The organism is Mucilaginibacter roseus, assembly GCF_021215455.1.
GTDB lineage: Bacteria > Bacteroidota > Bacteroidia > Sphingobacteriales > Sphingobacteriaceae > Mucilaginibacter > Mucilaginibacter roseus.
On record NZ_JAJPWV010000005.1, the window covers coordinates 87061 to 106118 of the forward strand.

Here is a 19058-nt window from a genome sequence, read left to right on the forward strand (position 1 = left end):
ATCAGCGGAAAGCAGGTAATAAGTTTGCAGTTTAGTTACACTGCAGATTATTAAAAAAAGCAGCCGGGCCACACAGCAGTATGGCACCGGCATATTTACGGGTTTAGGTAATATTAGTTGTTGGTAATGGTAAAGCTAATGGGTATGGTATACCGCACTCTTACAGGTCTGCCGTTTTGTGTACCGGGTTTCCAGGCTTTGGCTTTTTTAAGTACGCGCAGTGCTTCCTCGTCAAAACCATTGCCGGCTCCTCGTTCTACTTTTATATCGGTAAGGGTACCGTCCTTTTCAATAATAAAGCTGATAAAAACTTTACCTGACAAACCATTCTCCGCCGCGATGACAGGGTAACGCAGGTTGCGGCTTAAATATTTGTTCCAGCCTTCCATGCCGTCATAAGGCTCAGGAAGTGATGATAAACCTATCGAAGTATGCACCTCGTCACCTGTAGCATCACCCTCACCTGCACCTGTCCCGCCAGGAGTGCCTGTTGTTGTACCCGCCGGTATGTTAATCTCGGTTGCAGGACCATCCTGATTTATCGGGCCGATAGCGCCTTCGTCGCTTGTTTTTGGAGGATCTGTTTTTACCAACTCATCCCTCACAACCCTGTTTGGTATAGCTTTAGTTTTTACTTTCGCAGCCTTGGCCGCCGCTTTTGGCAATTCTGTTTTAGGGGTTGCTTCATATACTTTTTCATCTTCCTTTGGAGGGTGAATATTTTTCATTTCCACAGGTATCTCTCGCTCATTAGCTGAAATCAGTGGCGGTTCAACAAATGGCGCTTTATGTGTAAACGAATATAGGGCTAAGCTAACTCCTACCGACGAGAATGTTATCAGCAAAGATTTTAGCATATTTGTGCCGTTGCTTTTACGCAATTCGTAAGCGCCGTAACTTTTGTTGCGGTTTTTAAATACAACATCGAGCCACTCGGTGTCGTACAAATTTAATTTGGTGACAAGCATATAATTAAAATTAGTTTATAATTATAACGCTATTATACAGAATAAGATTTTGTTTATTTTGATATAACAGAATTTTTACTATAATTTTAATAGAGCAGCCAAACTTTTGCAAAGCCGTCAATATTTTATTCTACTATTAAAATTTTTGCATAAAAAAGGCCGGATCGTTCCGGCCTTAACAAAATTAAATTCTGATTTGTTACCAGTCTTTCTTGACAACAGGTGCAATCTTGCGTTCTTTTTTAGCAGTTGGAGTCGGAGACAGAATAAAATTCTTTAATCGTTCACCAATCGAACGACTGTTCACAAGCGCTTTTTCAAGGTAGTCGTCCAGATCTTTTTGCCCCAGTAAACGCAAGGCGTGTTCTAATGGTGTCTTCTTTCCGTTAACAGGTACAAAATTAGCATAGCGGTCACGCTCGTATGGAATAATTACAAAGTTAGTGAGCCAGTAACGGTACTTACCATCCTTTACTTCAATATTAATATCATAGGTAATCTTACCATCCTCATGTTTTGATACCAGTGCTTTTTTTGATACCATAAACCCGCCTTCACCCTTTAAAACGCCGTTTGCAGGCTCCTGCTTTTTTAGCTTAAGTTTATCCTTAGCATAGGCCGTTTGTAAAAAGTATAATGCCCGCTGATAAATGGTATCCGCACTAAGCCCCGGCCGCGTTACTACCTGGTAGTATATATATTTATTGTTCTCATCAAAACCCAAAGAATCTTTTGGCGAAGCCTGGGCATAAAGCTTATTACCTGCCAGGGCTACCAACAATATTAATATCAATCTCTTCATCCTGTAAATATAAAAAAGCCGCACCTGATAAACAGATAGCGGCCTTTACAAAAATCAACTTAAACTAAATTATATTTTGCTAGAATGCGTACACTGCCGCCAACACAAACTGACCGGCGTTTTTTGATGGCGATCCATTCTTTTTAACAAATACAGCGTCATTGCTCATATTATCAAAACGAACTTCAGGGATCAGGCTTAGCGGACCAGCCTTGATATTAGCCGTTGCGGTAATAGCTGTTACCGATTCCCCCGGGGCAGGGCCGAATGTAGCATAGTCGCCAGCTTTAGTTTTAAAATATTCGCCGCGCAAACCTAAAGTTACTGTGCTTGATACCGCATATTGAGGATACAGAGCAACGCCTGTGAAACCACCGTCTTCATAATCGTTACCAGCTGAAAAAGTGGCAGCATTAAGGCCCAATTTAAATGCCGGGGTTATCTGATAGGCGGTTGTAAAATCAATTTCGGTACCGGATGATGGCCCGGTTAATAAATTCACATATGCAGACCAACCTTCAATCGGAGATAACGAAAGCTGCGCGCCAAAGGTATTTAGTTTCGATACTGATTTATAAACGTTCCAGTAGTCGTTGAAGATACCGGCCATCAAGCCTACTTTGCTCGAAAAAGCATACGAAGCCTTAAAGCCTGCATTTTGGAACGGACCGTTAGTGAAAAGGTAAGATGTAGAGTAGTTGAAGTTGCCTACCGGGCTTATAACCTCATAACCAACAAAAGTTGCCATATAACCTGCGGTAAGCGCAAGCTTATCAGTTACGTCATAAGATACGTAAAGGTTTTGGATGTTGTAGCTGTTGGTAGTTTCGTCATAAACACCTGCAGCATTCGGCAATGATTGCGACTGACCACGAGGACCAAAAGAGATTTCACCTACAAATGAGGCTTTGTTCACTTTTTTCTTTAGCGCGATGTCCACCATGCCTATCGACATAGAATTATGGTCAGACGCGAAACTGGTTGGCAAGTTACTTCGGTCGGCAAAATCATACTTATAATAAGTATCTACCGAACCTGTAATGGTTAAAGGCGGATCTGTTTGCGTTGAATCCTGCGCCTTTGCAATAGAAAAAGCACTTAAAGCGAAGAAAGACAATAGTAAAAATCTTTTTTTCATGATAATGATCTGGATAGTTAAGGGGTTAATTAGTGAATTTCAAATGAATTTTATATTTAAGATGAATTTTCAAACATATATATCACTATTATTTATAAATTTTTCTGATTTATCTAAAAAATCCTCCAAAATGACTCCTTTTAATAATTATAATTCAGATTTCAATTCAATCATTTGGTTATTTTTGACTAAAATATATATGCAAAATTAAAAAACAAAATTATTGAGCTATTTTTTTATAAAATTCATACTTTATTACGTGTATTTTTGCTCAAATACCAATACAAACCATCATTATTTAGTAGTTTTTAATTTTTTTAATAAGTTTTATGGCTAAATCATCACCAAAATTTACTTTTGAATTAAAAATGCCTTGAAAAATCAATTTTGAAATCAAAATCCTCCGTGTTGGATAGCTAAATACTTTATTCTATTTTTGATCCGACCTAAAAAATTACCCAATATGTCGAATACCCGTTTTCAAGCGCTGCAATCGGTGCTCAATCGTACTGTGCCCGAGATTAAAGCGCCTTCTACAAAAATTTCTGATTTTTACGGCGCCAACGTTTTCGATAAAAAGAAAATGAAGGAATATTTATCCGATGATGCGTATGCAAGCGTTATAAACTCAATAGAGCACGGCGAGCCCATACACCGCGATATGGCCGAACAGGTAGCATCAGCAATGCGCGCCTGGGCTATTAACAAAGGTGCTACCCATTATACACACTGGTTTCAGCCACTAACAGGCAGCACAGCCGAAAAGCACGATTCGTTTTTTGAACCAACAGCGGATGGTGGCGCGATTGAACGCTTCTCGGGCGATGCACTCGCCCAGCAGGAGCCGGACGCATCGAGCTTTCCGAGCGGTGGCATACGCAACACCTTTGAAGCACGCGGCTATACCGCCTGGGATCCGTCATCACCGGCATTCCTGATGGGACGTACGTTGTGTATCCCTACCGTATTTGTATCCTACACCGGCGAGGCGCTGGATTATAAGGTACCGTTATTAAAAGCCCTAACCGCGCTTGACAAAGCGGCTGTTGATGTTTGCCACTACTTTGATAAAAGCATTGAAAAGGTAAATGCCTCGTTGGGCATTGAGCAGGAATATTTTTTAGTAGATATTGCCTTATTTAATGCCAGGCCTGATTTGTATGTGACCGGACGTACCCTTTTCGGCCATATATCAGCAAAAAACCAGCAGCTTGAAGATCATTACTTCGGCTCGATACCGGAGCGCGTACTCGCTTTTATGCAGGATATGGAAACCGAGGCCTTATTATTAGGAATTCCGTTAAAAACACGCCATAACGAGGTAGCACCATCTCAATTTGAGTGCGCGCCTATATACGAGGAGATCAACTTGGCTATTGACCATAATCAACTGCTGATGGACCTGATGGACCGTGTTGCCAAACGCCATAACTTTAAGGTATTGTTGCACGAAAAACCTTACGCGGGTATTAACGGATCGGGCAAGCACAATAACTGGAGCATGATTACTAATACCGGTAAAAACCTGTTGTCGCCTGGCAAAACGCCCAAAAACAACCTGATGTTCCTTACCTTTTTCGTGAACACCATCAAGGCTGTTTACGAGCATGCTGATCTGTTACGTGCTTCTATCGCGTCAGTAAATAACGACCATCGCCTGGGGGCTAACGAAGCACCGCCAGCTATCATCTCCATATTTTTAGGCAGCCAATTAACTGAGGTATTGGACGAAATAGAAACATCTCGCCTTAGTAAAAAAATAAAAGAGGAAAATACGCTATGGCAGGGCATCCCTAAAATACCGCAAATTTTGGCCGACAATACCGATCGTAACCGCACCTCTCCCTTCGCGTTTACAGGCAATAAGTTTGAGTTACGTGCGGTAGGTTCATCAGCTAATTCAGCCAGCCCAATGACCGTATTGAACCTAATTGTTGCGGATCAACTTAAAAAATTCAAGACCGACGTCGACAAGTTGCTAAAGAAGGGCGAGAAAAAGGACGTTGCGCTGATGATTACCATCAAGCGTTACCTTAAAGAATCGCGCAGTATACGCTTTGAGGGCAACGGCTACAGTGAAGATTGGGAAAAAGAAGCTGAAACACGCGGGCTATCAAACATCAAAACTACGCCAAAAGCACTTGATGTGATGATCACAGAAAAAACCGCCGAGCTTTTTGCCAATACCGGAGTATTTACCCCACGTGAGGCACATGCCCGCCATGAAATATTGTTGGAGAGCTACTATAAAAAGGTACAGATTGAAGCCCGTGTAATGGGCGAGCTGGCGAATAACGTAATTATTCCGGCGGCAATCGCTTACCAAAGCAAGTTGGTTGAAAATGTTAAAGGACTTAAAGATATAGGCCTCGATAAAAGTACCTACCAGGCGCAGTTGGATATAATTACTAAATTATCAGAACATATCAACTTTGTAAAAAATAATGTTGAGGAGATGGTTCAGGCCCGTAAAAACATCAATAACAACGTTGAAGAGGTACGCCAAAAAGCTATTGATTATGATGAGAAAGTACGCTCCTACTTCCAGCCGATACGTTACCATGTTGACAAGTTGGAGCAGCTGGTTGACGACTCGCTTTGGCCCTTGCCAAAATTCAGGGAATTACTATTCTTTAAATAGAACAGCAAAGGGGCATCAAAACGATGCCCCTTTTGTATTAGTGTGCAAATAAATCTGTTTGCTTATGTTGGGCAATAAAAACCTCACGATACTGCGCCAGCAACGCTGATTTGGAAACAAAACCGATAAAGCGTCCGTCCTGCTCAACAGGCAACTGCCATACGTCAAGTCGGTCAAACTGGGTCATTACTATGTTAACTGACTCATGGTATTTTATCACAGCGGGTGGCGTTATCATAATTTCTGCCACTGTACTACCAGCAAGTTCGTCGGTAAATAATTGACGGCGAATTTCATCAACTAAAACCACACCTTCAATATCCTTATTGGTACCAAGCACCGGAAAAATATTAGCCGGGCTTTGTGAAATCACTTTGTAAAAATCACGTACCGGCAATTCTTTGCTAACTGCTGTAAAATTGCGGTTAATCACACTATCAATAGTGATAGACGAGAGCATTTCATAATCATGGTCGGGATGAATATTGCGCTCATGCACCAAATCATGCCAGTACATATTGTGCGGATTAAAGTGTCTGGATATGATGTACGATATGGCCGATACGATCATTAATGGAATAAACAACACATAGCCGCCTGTGATCTCGGCAATCAAAAATATGGCTGTTAACGGGGCATGCAACACGCCGCTTAGCGCACCCGCCATCCCAACGGCTATAAAGTTACTGGTGTTAAGATGTATCAAACCGGTAAGATTACAACCATAAGCGATAAACAAACCCAAGAACGCGCCAGTGAACATGGTAGGCGCAAAAGTACCGCCATTACCGCCTGAGCCAATAGTAATACCGGCTGCCACTATCTTCATAAAAACCAGCAACGCAATAAAGCCTAATAATGCTAAAGGATGGTTAAGGTATTCACTGAATATTGACTGATCTTTAATCGCTTCGATATTACCGTTAAGCGCTTGTTGCAGTTCATGGTAACCCTCACCAAACAATGGCGGAAGCATTAAAATTAATACACCCAATAACAAGCCACCTAAAATAGCACGTACGTACCTGTTTTGGTTAACAAACAATCCTTTCTCCAGCTTTCCGGCCACAGTAGTTATATAAACCGATGTTAAGCCTGAAAGTATACCTAATAATATATAGAAAGGAAGCGCATGCATTACCCAACCTTCGGTAACCAGGTGAAATAGTTGCCCTGAATACAATGTTTTTGAAACTACCACACCAGTTGCCGACGCTATCAGGAGTGGAATAAACGTTGGTATGGTGATCTCTCCTATCAACAGCTCAAGCGAAAACAACACCCCTGCTATCGGACTATTAAACACCGCCGCTATGCCTGCTGATGTTCCTGCTGCAAGCAATACCGTTTTTTCGTAAGCTGACAGTTTGAAAAACCTCCCGGTATTTGAGCCGATAGCGGCACCGGTGCAAACAATTGGCGCTTCAAGTCCGGATGAACCACCGAAACCCACGGTTAAGGAGCTGCTTATTAAATGCGAGTAAACGTTGTTAAATAATATATTCGACCGGTTTCGCTTAATGTTTACCAATATGTTACCTATACCCTTTTGTATCTTATCGCGATTAATCAGGTGCAGGTAAGCTACCGTACCCAATATACCCAGCGCAGGTAAAAACACATATATAAAATGGTAAGGTAAATGCGCGGATATATTACGGCTTAATTCCTCCATAAAATGCACCATAAACTTTAATACCACGGCGGCCAATCCACCCATAAGACCTACAAAAACACTGCAATATATCAGGAAGTTGCGTTGGCTGTTGAGGGTTGATCGTACGTGATTAAGTTTAGAGGTAAGCGTTTTAAGTATATACATAGCAAATTTTGGCAATGTGAAATTTTTAGAAGTTAAAAAAAGCGATTAAGCCGTATATTTGCCCATGACTTCTTCGCAAAGATATGATCAGCGCGGCGTGTCGGCATCAAAATATGATGTGCACAACGCGATCAAAAACATCGACAAAGGTATATATCCTAAAGCTTTTTGTAAGATAATTCCTGATATTTTAACAAACGATCCGAATTACTGCAATATTATGCATGCTGATGGCGCGGGTACAAAATCATCATTAGCTTATACGTATTGGAAAGAAACCGGCGATATATCCGTATGGCGCGGCATAGCGCAGGATGCAATTATCATGAATATTGATGACCTGCTTTGCGTGGGCGCTGTTGATAATATTCTGCTATCGTCAACCATCGGCCGTAATAAAAACCTGATCCCGGGCGAAGTGATTGCCGCCATTATTAACGGCACCGAAGAAATTCTGAGTGAGTTGCGCGATGCAGGAATCGGCATCTACTCCACCGGCGGCGAAACTGCTGATGTTGGCGACCTGGTGCGTACCATTATTGTGGACTCTACCGTTACCTGCCGTATGCAGCGCGAAGATGTAATTTCAAACCACCGCATACAACCCGGCAACGTAATTGTAGGCCTGGCCTCATACGGGCAAGCCACTTACGAAACCGAGTATAACGGCGGCATGGGCAGCAACGGCCTTACTTCGGCAAGGCACGATGTGTTTAACAAAACCATTGCCGACAAATATCCGGAGAGTTACGATGCCGGCATACCTTACGACCTGATCTTCTCCGGTTCAAAAAGCCTTACCGATCAAATTGACATTGGCAATGGCCAAACTGTAACCGCAGGCAAGCTGGTGCTATCGCCAACACGTACCTACGCCCCTATCATAAAAGCTATCTTAGAGAAATACCGCTCACAAATTGATGGTATGGTGCACTGCAGCGGCGGCGCGCAAACCAAAGTGCTGCACTTTGTAGATGATGTACATATTGTAAAAGATAACCTATTCCCGGTGCCGCCATTGTTTAAACTGATCCACGAAGAATCTGGCACCTCATGGCAGGAGATGTACAAGGTATTCAACATGGGCCACCGCATGGAACTTTATGTACCCGAAACCGTAGCTGCTGATATTATCGCCATATCAAAAAGCTTTAATGTAGATGCCCAGATCATCGGCCGCGTTGAAGCCGCTGATAAAAAGCAGGTAACTATACAGTCGGAGTTTGGGGAGTTTGTATATAATTAAGATACTTCTATAAAAAATGCCCGTTGGATTCAACGGGCATTTTTTTGTATTAAAAGAAAACGCCTGCCAATAATTGGCAGGCGTTTTCTTTATTGAAGTTGCTATTATTTAGTTAAATAAATACCTGATACCAAATTGGCCTTGCCATCTCGACGCTAAGTCGGAAGTATCATAACCAAGGGGATTAGTTCTATTGAATGTGAACCCGTTGGTTCTTGTAGTTGATATAAGAGATACAGCTTGGTTGGAATTAAAATATGATCGTCCCCAATCTTTATTCAACAAGTTACCTACGTTGAAAACATCAAATGTTAATTGTAACCTGTTTTTCTTACCACCTATTATAGCACCAATGTCTTGAGTTATACGAACATCAAAGTGATGTTCCCAAGGAGTTCTTGCACCATTACGTTCAGTGTACTGTCCACGTTTTTTGCTTAAGTATGGATCTTCATTTATGAACTTATCAAGATTAGCCCATTGCGCATCTGCGCTCAAAGTAACAGCCCCTGCCGAATTTTTAATATCCTGCAAGTTTATCTGGCTTCTATCCTTTGGTACAAACAACAGGTCATTACCGGTACGGCCATCACCATTTAAATCGCCATTATACAGGTAGGTATATGGAGTTCCTGAAAAACCTGAGTAAAATAACGAAATGCCAGTTGAATAATTTTTGTTTTTACCGTAGCTGATACTGTAAGTAGCACTACCCACTAACCTGTGACGGGTTTCGTAATAAGATGTAGCCAATGGCACATTGTTTGGACCATTAACATTTTGAACAAACTCCCAGTTTGATAAAGCTGTACTGCTTGTACCTGAGTTTACATCAGTAGCCCTTCCGTAGGTATAGGCAAACATAGCGCCAAAACCAAAATCAAAGTTTTTTTGTAATTGACCAGTGACGCTATAGTTATAACCCCTATTTGTATTGTCAAGCAATATAACGTTAGTATATGCTGTGCTAACCTTCCCGGTTGCCGAAGTGCTGTAAAGTGGCCTTGTATCAGCACCATTACTGTATGCAGCGTTTATAGTTGCTGTTGATGGTTTTAAGTTAATATCCTGATAGTTGATATTATTCATTGTTTTTGAATAAATACCTTCTATTGTACCAATAATACCATAAGGTAACTTAACATCAGCTGCTAAATTGAATCGAGCCAGTTGAGGAATTTTAAAATCCTTACTAACGGCGTTGATCTCAGTTGTTGTAGCTGCGCCACCAACATTCTTTTGCTGATTAATATCAGGCTGAAATCCGTTACCTCCATTTACTTCATTACCAGGAGTTGCAGTAGCATCAGTTATATCCACTGTACCTAATAATAAACCGCTGTTAACAAACTGGTTTGATAACCAAACAAATGGCACGCGGCCGGTAAAAATACCTGCACCGCCACGAATTTGCAATGAACGGTCTCCGTTTACGTCATAGTTGAAACCTACACGGGGCGCCCAAAGGAACTTTCCGCTTGGAGTTTCATCTGTACGTACGCCAGGGAAATTATTGCTAACACCTTCGTTAAATAATGGCTTATCACCAATAATTGGAACATCAGCGCGCAAGCCTAACGTTAACCTGAAACCCTCAAACGCATCAAACTCATCCTGAACATAAAACCCTAACTGAGCAGCGTTGAATTTTGCGGCGGGAGTGTTATTACCGGGAATTAAAGAATAAGTTGCCCTTGCTCTGAAAGGGTTATTTGCCAAATAGTCGGCTACGCTATTAAAATCCCAACGACCGTTAAGATTGTTGATAAATAAATTTTCGAACTTAAAGAACTCGTTATGTGTACCAAAGGTAAAAGTGTGCTTACCTGCGTAATATTTAAAGTTATCAGTTACTTCAAATATGTCTTGGTTAAGTTTATTGGCCACAGAGCTTCTTTCTGAACCTAAATATGCTGAGTTTGACGATATATTATCAATGTTATTAATCTGTATTTGAGGAAATATAGATCCAGCCACATCGCGGTTATCCCTAATAGCTGAATAACCTAATATCAAATTGTTCGAAAATCTGCTTGAAAAGTTTGACCTCAATTCAGCAACGGTAATGTTTTGCTTGTTATTAAATTTATAAGCATTGTTGCCAAAAGAGAAAGATGAACCAGAACGTGATAAATTATCATCGAAAGCACTAACGTAGTTATGACGAAGTGTTAACTGATGTTTGTCATTAATATTCCAATCTAAACGTACAAAAGCTTTATCATTTTCTCTTTTCAGATCAATAGGACCATAACTACCTACATCATAGCCGTAAGTTTGTAATGTGTAATCGGCTATTTGTTTTGCCGTTGCAGCGCTAATAGCAGCGCCTGTTTCGCCTGCATTATTTGCAAGAGGAGCAGATCTCCTACCCATTTCGCCACTTACAAAAAAGAATAATTTATTTTTTAAAATAGGGCCGCCTACCCTGAAACCGTATTGATTATCAGTAAAGCTTTGATATTTTGCATCAGTTAGCGGGTTTTTACCAACTAATCCCTGGCTCTTACCATAAAAATAAGCTGATCCCTGTACGTCATTAGTACCTGAACGGGTAACAGCATTTACGCCACCACCAGTAAAATTACCATAGGATACATCATAAGGCGCTAATACAACTTGAATTTCTTGAATCGCATCAAGCGAAATTGGCTGAGTGCTCGCCTGTCCGCCTGGTGTACCTGAACCTGAAAGGCCAAATACATCGTTATTTACCGCGCCATCAATGGTGATATTGTTAAACCTGTTGCTTACACCGCCAAATGAGTTACCATTGGCTTGAGGTGTTAAACGGGTAAAATCCTGCAAAGAACGAGATAAAGTTGGCAAACTCTCCAGTTGAGCTTTGCTAATATTTGTTGAAGCACCCGTACGCTTACTATTCATCACAGCATCCTTGCGGCCAGTGATTTGAACTTCAGACAGACTTACACCGTTTTGCGATAAAGTAAAATTAAGCACAAACTGCTCTCCTAACCTAAGGTTGATGTTATCAGTAACGCTTTTTTCGTAACCTATATATGATGCTTCGATCAAATAAGGCCCTCCAACGCGCATGTTGGGAATGGTATAACGACCATCGGCGTTTGTAGATGTGTAGTAATTGGTTCCGCTTGGTTGGTGAGTAGCTTTAACTGTTGCGCCAATTAAAGTTTCGCCTTTAGCGTCTTTGATAACCCCGGTTAAGCTACTCGTAGTTACCTGCGAATACGCTACACCCAAAGTCAACATGGAGAAAAATAAAAAAAGTAAAAACTTTCTCATGTGGTGAAAATTTGTTAATAGATCAGTTAATTAATATTTCCGCAAAAATATATAAAAGTTTCGCGCTCTATGTTAATTTAACATTAACTATTCTAAAAAATTTATCAACATTAATATGCAATTAATCAAAAAGTTATAATGCGCTGTTAATTTTATTGCTTATATCATATTAAAAAGCTTTAAACCTCAAAAACTGATGTTATGCCGTGTGTTAAAGTTACACAAGGGTGAAATTGGCTATTTCGGCATTTCGGGCTATTTACTTAGCTTTGGCAACAATAAAAACATATAACAAGTAAATATGAACTACGATCTAATTGTTATTGGTTCAGGTCCCGGAGGTTACGTTGCAGCTATACGTGCCTCTCAGTTAGGTTTAAAAACCGCGATTATCGAAAAAGAATCGCTTGGGGGTATATGCCTTAACTGGGGTTGTATACCAACCAAAGCTTTATTAAAAAGCGCCCAGGTGTTTGAATATATAAATCACGCCGCCGATTATGGTATAAAAGTTAACGGCGCCGGCGAGGTTGACTTTAAGGCTGTTGTAAAACGCAGCCGCGACGTGGCCGAAGGCATGAGCAAAGGTGTACAGTTCCTGATGAAAAAGAACAAGATCGACGTGATCATGGGCTTTGGTAAACTGAAAGGCAAAGGCACCGTTGAGGTGAAGGATGCTAACGGCGCTACTAAGGATTATACAGCTAAGCATATTATAGTTGCCACCGGTGGCCGCTCGCGCGAATTACCTAACCTTAAACAGGATGGTAAAAAGATCATCGGCTACCGCCAGGCAATGGTATTGCCGCAACAACCAAAATCAATGGTGGTTGTAGGTTCAGGCGCTATCGGTATCGAGTTCGCTTATTTCTATAATTCAATCGGCACTAAGGTTACCGTTGTTGAATTTTTACCAAACGTTGTGCCTTTAGAAGATGAGGAAGTATCTAAACAATTAGAGCGCTCGCTTAAAAAGCAAGGTATCAACATCATGACTAACTCAACTGTTGAATCAGTTGATACAGCTGGCGACCTTTGCAAAATCAATGTTAAAACCGCTAAAGGCAACGAGGTGCTTGAAGCAGAGATCGTATTATCAGCAGTGGGCGTAACCACCAACCTTGAAGGTATTGGCCTGGAAGAAGCAGGCGTAAAAACCGATAAAGGCAAGGTATTGGTTGATGACTACTATAAAACCAACGTTGACGGCATTTATGCCATTGGTGATATTGTTAAAGGCCAGGCCCTTGCTCACGTAGCATCTGCCGAAGGTATTACCTGCGTTGAAAAAATAGCGGGTTTAAATCCTGAGCCGATCAATTATAACAACATTCCGGGCTGTACATACTGCTCTCCTGAAGTTGCTTCGGTTGGTTATACCGAAAAAGCGGCTAAAGAAGCTGGTTACGAGGTTAAAGTAGGCAAATTTCCATTCTCCGCATCTGGTAAAGCAAGTGCTGCCGGCGCAAAAGATGGTTTTGTTAAAGTGATATTTGACGCTAAATACGGCGAGTTTTTGGGCGCGCATTTAATTGGTAACAACGTTACCGAAATGATTGCCGAGGTAGTAACTGCGCGTAAGCTGGAGACAACCGGGCATGAGATGATTAAATCAGTACACCCTCACCCTACCATGAGTGAGGCTATTATGGAAGCCGCTGCTGCCGCTTACGGCGAAGTGATCCATATTTAAAATAAAAAAATCTAAAACTAAAGCTCCTGTAGTCTTGCAGGAGCTTTTTTTGCTATCAACCTAAGCTTAATTTTATATGTTAAAACCTTTACAAGCACTAGTACTTATTTCCGGCCTTATCTGTTCGGCTGAATCATTTGCTCAAAACAATCAACTTCAGGGTTACATCATCAACGGATCAGACACTACAAAAGGTTATGTAAAATACCGAAATTGGGACAGAAGCCCGGAATCGGTTGAATTTTCGACATCCAACGGTACGTCATTCAGCAAAATTGTCCCCGCTGATGTAAACGAATTTGGCGTCTACTTAAAAAACGGCATTGAAAAATACCGGTCATTTAACATAAATATCGACAAATCGTCTGACAATATTCAGAATTACCGCCGTACTCCAGAAACAGTTTTTGAAAAGAAACAAATATTCGCATTGGTATTAGCTGACGGTACTATGCAGCTATACAATTATAAAGACAAACGAGACCATTTTATCTTAAAAAAAGGAAGCAATGAGGCCATTGAGCTCGTAAGCAATAAGTATATAGATGCAAATACCAAAAACGTTGTAAACAATCAGCAATACAAATCGCAATTGTACGATGCGATGAACGATTGCGAAAAGGTAGACATCAAAAAGGTGCGCACGTTGGCTTATAGCGCTTCTGCATTATCAAACGCTGTGGCTTTGTATAACGATTGCAATTCATCTGCCGGAAGCAAAACATCAAACAACACGTTTGAAAAAGGAAAACCGCAGCTGTTATTTAAGCTACTTGCCGGAACGTCGTTTACAAAACTTAGTTTAACCCGGAGCCAAAGCAGCGATGATCCTAACAATAACATAAAATCAGCCAATAACACGCAGCCGGTAATTGGCCTTGGTGTTGATTATATACTACCACGATCAAATTTTGGATTATTGTTTGAGGCACAATATTATCGTTTAAAAAGCCGCATAGGAATTATAGAAAGCGGATTGAGCAATACATCGATAAAACAATACGCATTTGATTTTAAATACATAAAAGCCAATGCGGCAGCTAAATACACATTTACCCAGAGTAATATAAAGCCATTTGTTATTGCAGGTATAACCAACAGTTTTGTAATAAACGCCAAAAGCGATTATTCGCACGTTCAGGAAGGTCCGATTGCTGTGGATGATACTTATCTTAAAGATGAAAAACCGGGCGTATATGAGATGGGCTTCTTAGGCGGCGCCGGTTTAAATTATAAAAACTACGGATTAGAGGCCCGTTATGAAGTAACAAGCGGATTTGATCTTTATGATTTTTATAATGCAAAACCAAAGATCATTTATTTGCTTTTAAGCTATAGGTTTTAAGTTTTCACTATGAATTTATACAGTATTGATACCGGTTTTTTCAAGCTCGACGGTGGTGCCATGTTCGGCGTGGTACCTAAAACTATTTGGAACAAAACCAATCCGGCAGACGGCAATAATCTGTGCAACCTGGCTATGCGCTGCCTGCTGGTTGAAGAAGGTGAACGGTTGATACTGATAGATACAGGTATAGGCAATAAGCAAAGCGAAAAGTTTTTTAGTCATTATTACCTGCATGGCGATGCTACGCTGGACAAGTCATTGGCTAAACATGGCTTTCACCGGGATGATATTACGGACGTATTTTTAACGCACCTGCATTTTGACCACGTAGGCGGTGCCATTATTCGTGATGGAGACAAGCTGTTGCCTGCCTTTAAAAATGCGACCTACTGGAGCAACGCACGCCATTGGGATTGGGCGGTAAACCCAAACGAAAGAGAAAAAGCATCTTTTTTAACAGAGAATATATTGCCCTTGCAGGAAAGCGGACAGTTGCAGTTTGTTGAGGACAAAGATGGCATTAGCTTTTTACCAGGATTTGACGTAAGATTTGTTAACGGACATACTGATGCGCAAATGCTGCCGTTAATTAATTACAAAGGTAAAAAGCTATTGTACATGGCAGATTTGCTGCCTACGGTTGGGCATTTGCCCCTTCCTTATGTTATGGCTTATGATATGTTCCCGCTGACGACGCTGAGCGAAAAGAAAGCCTTTTTAACGGAAGCTTTAGAAAGCGAATATATTTTATTTTTAGAGCACGACGCGGAAAATGAGTGCTGCGCCCTGCAACAAACAGAAAAAGGCATCCGTTTAAAAGAGACGTTTAATTTGCATGAATTTATTTAATGCTATATAATATTTGTGTAAATATGCTATATTACAGTGCTAAATAGCGAACAAATTTGTACCTTTGCACGTTCAATTCCAAACAAAGAATCGAGGTTATAAAAATAGATGAGACAACTCAAAATAACACAATCCATTACCAATCGTGAATCGCAATCACTTGATAAATATCTTCACGAGATTGGTAAAGTTGACCTGATAACTGCCGAAGAAGAAGTAATTTTAGCCCAAAAGATACGCGAAGGCGACCAAGCCGCTCTTGAACGTTTAACTAAGACCAACCTTCGCTTTGTTGTTTCTGTAGCTAAACAATATCAAAACCAGGGCTTAACCCTGGGCGACCTTATAAACGAAGGTAACCTTGGCCTGATCAAAGCAGCCAAGCGTTTTGACGAAACCAAAGGTTTTAAATTCATTTCATACGCTGTATGGTGGATCCGCCAGTCGATATTGCAGGCTATTGCCGAGCAATCGCGTATTGTGCGTTTACCGTTGAACCAGGTAGGTTCATTAAGTAAAATCAGCAAGGCTTTTTCCAAACTGGAGCAGGAGTATGAGCGCGAGCCATCACCTGAAGAGCTTGCCGATATATTGGAAACTACAGTTGACAAGATATCAGATACGTTGAGCAACTCTGGCCGCCATGTATCTATGGATGCACCGTTTGTTCAGGGTGAAGAAAATACGCTGTTAGACGTACTGGAAAACCACGAGCCTAATACCGACTCGATACTGATCAATGAGTCATTATCAGAAGAGATCAAACGTTCATTATCTACATTAACAGAACGTGAACGCGAGATCATTGTATTGTTCTTCGGCCTGGGTACAAACCACCCGCTATCGCTTGAAGAGATAGGCGAGAAATTTAACCTTACACGAGAACGTGTGAGGCAGATAAAAGATAAGGCGTTGCAAAGATTGCGGCACACCTCCAGGAGCAAGATCCTGAAATCATATTTAGGTTAACATAAAGAAGCCTTCTTAAATTGAGAAGGCTTTTTTATTTGGGCTGACCGTCTTTTTTTTATCCATCAGCTTTGATATCTAGCAATAATGTTATTTAATTGTCTAAGTAAAGTTTTAATTATTGTTTGATCAAAGGATAGGGTAAATACTAATTTTGCGTCAAAATTTTCCCGAGCCGTCACTGTCAATTCAAAATGCCCTACACCGTCCCCTTGAATAAATAAACATAAACCTCTTTCAAGCGGTTCAAAATTCGCAGTGCCCGCCAGGTTATCATACAATGCGTCAATCTGCTTTCTTAAATTGATAAAATCATGTATCATCAATTGGGTATGATACTCTCCATAAAAGCAAGACGCTTTTACTCTAACTAAGCAATCTATCCAATATCTGTCCCATTCTTCATCTGCAGTGGGATGCGATAGTTTTAAAGGAGTAACAAACACGCTATCTCCATGATCCACTATCTCAAAATATAAATCCTCTTCCAATATCATAAAATCAGTAGAATCAAATTTAGAATTTATCTATAAATCTAAAGCAAACACAAATTTTATATGCTTGTTGATTTGATTTATGCTACCCGCCGATTACGAACACCTCACCCCTGCCCAAGCCATAGCTTACCAGCACGAGTTGCGTAAGCAAATTCAAATAAAGCCGCTCGATAAGCCTATCCAAACCATTGCCGGGGCTGATATATCATTCAATAAACACGAGGAAACAGTTTACGCGGGCATCGTGGTTTTTAGCTATCCGGAGCTCAAGATAATAGGCAACGCCACAGCAATCAGCCGCACATCGTTTCCTTACATTTCAGGGCTATTGGCATTCCGTGAAGTACCTGCCTTACTGGAGGCCTGGAATAAATTAGAGAGCAAACCCGATTTGCTGGTGCTCGACGGGCAGGGCATAGCGCACGAACGGCGCTTAGGCATCGCAACGCATTTTGGTTTGGTTACCGGAGCAACCACCCTGGGCTGCGCCAAAAGCCGATTAGCCGGTATTTTTCAGGAACCAGCGAATGAACCTATGGTCGAAAGTCCGCTGTACCACAAAGGCGAGCAGGTTGGTGTTGCCCTACGCAGCAAGCGAAATTGTAACCCGCTATTTATTTCACCGGGTAACAATATTGATATACCACAAAGCGTTGAGGTGATAAAGCAATGCATTCGCGGTTACCGTATGCCCGAACCTACACGGCAGGCCCACCTGTTGGTAAACAAGATACGGATAGCCAACGGCAGCGCTCCTAACAATCAACATGACCTTTTCAGCTAATTTTTACTATTAAAAAAAATGAAACGACTGACAACGCTCATCTTTCATTTTTACCGCCCTGTCTTTTTTGTTAACCTGATTTTTAGTTTATGCGCAATTTTTAATTTGATAAAGCTTGGTTTAGTGGCTATGCCTATCGTATTAGTAATTAAAATTTTCGGCTATTTGATGTGCGTAGGCTACCAATATTTCTTTTCAGCAAAAAGCTACTTTTACTATCGCAATGCCGGCTTCAGTGCCAAGCAGATGTATACTTACATTTTCATTTTAGATGCGCTGATATTTATCCTTTTATCAACCATAATCTTAATCCCTACCTATGCATTCGCACACGTTAAAGGTTGATAGCGTGCAGCTCGAGTTTGACGACCGCAAAATATTGCAGGATGTATTTTTGTCGTGCTCAACCGGCGAGGTTGTTGGCTTGCTCGGCCGTAACGGTTGTGGCAAATCATCGTTATTACGAATAATCTTCGGAAGTTTAAACTGCGGCTACAAGCATGTAAGTGTTGACGGGCAGCATATAAGCAAAGGTTATCATAAAAACCGTATAGCTTACCTGCCCCAGCATAACTATCTGCCCTCGGGCATCAAAATATGCAAATTGGCCAAGCCGTTTGTTGATCCTTTGTTATGGAGTAATTTTAGCGATCACCCCGCCTATCAACAGCATCGATATAAAACAGTCGGCGAGCTTTCGGGTGGTGAGTTAAGGCAGCTGGAAACATTGATGATCGTATATAGTCGCGCCGACTTTATTTTACTTGATGAACCGTTTACCCATATTTCGCCCGTGCAGGCCGATACCTTAAAAACTTTAGTAAAAACATGTGCCAAAACAAAAGGCATTATAGTTACCGATCACCAATACTACAATGTGCTTGGTGTGAGCGACCGCATCATTTTGCTCGACAATGGATGTACCCGACCGATAAAAGATGACGCCGATTTAGTAACTTATAATTATTTAAACAAAAAGTAACTATTTGAACGTTATAGCATGTAACACAGTGATGTGTTGTGCCGTCTTATAGATA

At 41.1% G+C, this 19058-nt stretch carries 15 protein-coding genes; 9 read left to right on the top strand and 6 right to left on the bottom strand.

The window, feature by feature from the left end; genetic code table 11:
- Positions 1–113: 113 nt before the first annotated feature.
- The 3 genes from LT679_RS15645 to LT679_RS15655 all read right to left on the bottom strand — a co-directional run bounded on the left by LT679_RS15645 (position 114) and on the right by LT679_RS15655 (position 2908).
- Entirely contained in the window at positions 114–968 is an 855-nt protein-coding gene (locus LT679_RS15645; protein WP_232178582.1) for an energy transducer TonB, read from the bottom strand.
- Between the two features lie 199 nt (positions 969–1167).
- A complete protein-coding gene (locus tag LT679_RS15650) occupies positions 1168–1770 on the bottom strand; it encodes a DUF4468 domain-containing protein (RefSeq protein ID WP_232178584.1) in 603 nt (200 codons plus the stop codon).
- A 79-nt stretch (positions 1771–1849) separates the two neighbouring features.
- Complete coding sequence (locus LT679_RS15655) at positions 1850–2908, bottom strand: porin (protein WP_232178585.1); 1059 nt, start codon at positions 2906–2908, stop codon at positions 1850–1852.
- 463 nt (positions 2909–3371) lie between these two features.
- Here LT679_RS15655 and LT679_RS15660 point away from each other — a divergent pair, with 463 nt between their 5' ends.
- Complete coding sequence (locus tag LT679_RS15660; protein ID WP_232178586.1) at positions 3372–5549, top strand: glutamine synthetase III family protein; 2178 nt, start codon at positions 3372–3374, stop codon at positions 5547–5549.
- Positions 5550–5586: 37 nt separating this feature from the next.
- Here LT679_RS15660 and LT679_RS15665 read toward each other — a convergent pair whose 3' ends face one another.
- Entirely contained in the window at positions 5587–7371 is a 1785-nt protein-coding gene (locus LT679_RS15665; RefSeq protein WP_232178587.1) for a chloride channel protein, read from the bottom strand.
- A gap of 64 nt (positions 7372–7435) precedes the next feature.
- Between LT679_RS15665 and LT679_RS15670 the strand changes: the two genes are divergently transcribed.
- Positions 7436–8617 (top strand): AIR synthase related protein, encoded by a 1182-nt coding sequence (locus tag LT679_RS15670; protein WP_232178588.1) that lies wholly within the window; start codon positions 7436–7438, stop codon positions 8615–8617.
- A gap of 108 nt (positions 8618–8725) precedes the next feature.
- Here the strand turns inward: LT679_RS15670 and LT679_RS15675 are convergent, their stop codons facing one another.
- Complete coding sequence (locus LT679_RS15675) at positions 8726–11881, bottom strand: TonB-dependent receptor (protein WP_232178589.1); 3156 nt, start codon at positions 11879–11881, stop codon at positions 8726–8728.
- Between the two features lie 301 nt (positions 11882–12182).
- Here LT679_RS15675 and lpdA point away from each other — a divergent pair, with 301 nt between their 5' ends.
- From lpdA to LT679_RS15695, 4 genes are all read left to right on the top strand, one after another.
- Entirely contained in the window at positions 12183–13574 is a 1392-nt protein-coding gene (gene lpdA / locus LT679_RS15680; protein WP_232178590.1) for a dihydrolipoyl dehydrogenase, read from the top strand.
- A 76-nt stretch (positions 13575–13650) separates the two neighbouring features.
- Positions 13651–14919: an outer membrane beta-barrel protein gene (locus LT679_RS15685; protein ID WP_232178591.1), complete on the top strand. Its 1269-nt coding sequence runs from the start codon at positions 13651–13653 to the stop codon at positions 14917–14919.
- Between the two features lie 9 nt (positions 14920–14928).
- Complete coding sequence (locus tag LT679_RS15690; protein WP_232178592.1) at positions 14929–15771, top strand: MBL fold metallo-hydrolase; 843 nt, start codon at positions 14929–14931, stop codon at positions 15769–15771.
- A 108-nt stretch (positions 15772–15879) separates the two neighbouring features.
- Entirely contained in the window at positions 15880–16740 is an 861-nt protein-coding gene (locus tag LT679_RS15695) for a sigma-70 family RNA polymerase sigma factor (protein ID WP_114004714.1), read from the top strand.
- Positions 16741–16805: 65 nt separating this feature from the next.
- Here the strand turns inward: LT679_RS15695 and LT679_RS15700 are convergent, their stop codons facing one another.
- On the bottom strand, positions 16806–17237 hold the full coding sequence (locus tag LT679_RS15700) for a WapI family immunity protein (protein ID WP_232178594.1): 432 nt from the start codon (positions 17235–17237) through the stop codon (positions 16806–16808).
- A gap of 79 nt (positions 17238–17316) precedes the next feature.
- Here LT679_RS15700 and nfi point away from each other — a divergent pair, with 79 nt between their 5' ends.
- Genes nfi through LT679_RS15715 form a run of 3 tightly spaced genes read left to right on the top strand, consistent with a single transcriptional unit; the run spans position 17317 to position 19003 of the window.
- Positions 17317–18021 carry a deoxyribonuclease V gene (nfi, locus tag LT679_RS15705; protein WP_232178596.1) on the top strand — a complete coding sequence of 235 codons (705 nt, stop codon included), beginning with the start codon at positions 17317–17319 and terminating at the stop codon, positions 18019–18021.
- A gap of 18 nt (positions 18022–18039) precedes the next feature.
- Complete coding sequence (locus LT679_RS15710; protein ID WP_232178598.1) at positions 18040–18366, top strand: hypothetical protein; 327 nt, start codon at positions 18040–18042, stop codon at positions 18364–18366.
- The gene (locus tag LT679_RS15715; protein ID WP_232178600.1) at positions 18341–19003 is read left to right on the top strand and encodes an ATP-binding cassette domain-containing protein; all 663 of its coding nucleotides are present in this window, start codon (positions 18341–18343) and stop codon (positions 19001–19003) included. The genes LT679_RS15710 and LT679_RS15715 overlap by 26 nt, the downstream gene beginning before the upstream one ends.
- Positions 19004–19058 lie beyond the last annotated feature (55 nt).

Excerpts from the sequence above, each read along its gene's own strand:
- LT679_RS15645 (WP_232178582.1), bottom strand. The coding sequence starts at position 968 with ATGCTTGTCACCAAATTAAATTTGTACGACACCGAGTGGCTCGATGTT.
- LT679_RS15650 (WP_232178584.1), bottom strand. The coding sequence starts at position 1,770 with ATGAAGAGATTGATATTAATATTGTTGGTAGCCCTGGCAGGTAATAAG.
- LT679_RS15655 (WP_232178585.1), bottom strand. The coding sequence starts at position 2,908 with ATGAAAAAAAGATTTTTACTATTGTCTTTCTTCGCTTTAAGTGCTTTT.
- LT679_RS15660 (WP_232178586.1), top strand. The coding sequence starts at position 3,372 with ATGTCGAATACCCGTTTTCAAGCGCTGCAATCGGTGCTCAATCGTACT.
- LT679_RS15665 (WP_232178587.1), bottom strand. The coding sequence starts at position 7,371 with ATGTATATACTTAAAACGCTTACCTCTAAACTTAATCACGTACGATCA.
- LT679_RS15670 (WP_232178588.1), top strand. The coding sequence starts at position 7,436 with ATGACTTCTTCGCAAAGATATGATCAGCGCGGCGTGTCGGCATCAAAA.
- LT679_RS15675 (WP_232178589.1), bottom strand. The coding sequence starts at position 11,881 with ATGAGAAAGTTTTTACTTTTTTTATTTTTCTCCATGTTGACTTTGGGT.
- lpdA (WP_232178590.1), top strand. The coding sequence starts at position 12,183 with ATGAACTACGATCTAATTGTTATTGGTTCAGGTCCCGGAGGTTACGTT.
- LT679_RS15685 (WP_232178591.1), top strand. The coding sequence starts at position 13,651 with ATGTTAAAACCTTTACAAGCACTAGTACTTATTTCCGGCCTTATCTGT.
- LT679_RS15690 (WP_232178592.1), top strand. The coding sequence starts at position 14,929 with ATGAATTTATACAGTATTGATACCGGTTTTTTCAAGCTCGACGGTGGT.
- LT679_RS15695 (WP_114004714.1), top strand. The coding sequence starts at position 15,880 with ATGAGACAACTCAAAATAACACAATCCATTACCAATCGTGAATCGCAA.
- LT679_RS15700 (WP_232178594.1), bottom strand. The coding sequence starts at position 17,237 with ATGATATTGGAAGAGGATTTATATTTTGAGATAGTGGATCATGGAGAT.
- nfi (WP_232178596.1), top strand. The coding sequence starts at position 17,317 with ATGCTACCCGCCGATTACGAACACCTCACCCCTGCCCAAGCCATAGCT.
- LT679_RS15710 (WP_232178598.1), top strand. The coding sequence starts at position 18,040 with ATGAAACGACTGACAACGCTCATCTTTCATTTTTACCGCCCTGTCTTT.
- LT679_RS15715 (WP_232178600.1), top strand. The coding sequence starts at position 18,341 with ATGCATTCGCACACGTTAAAGGTTGATAGCGTGCAGCTCGAGTTTGAC.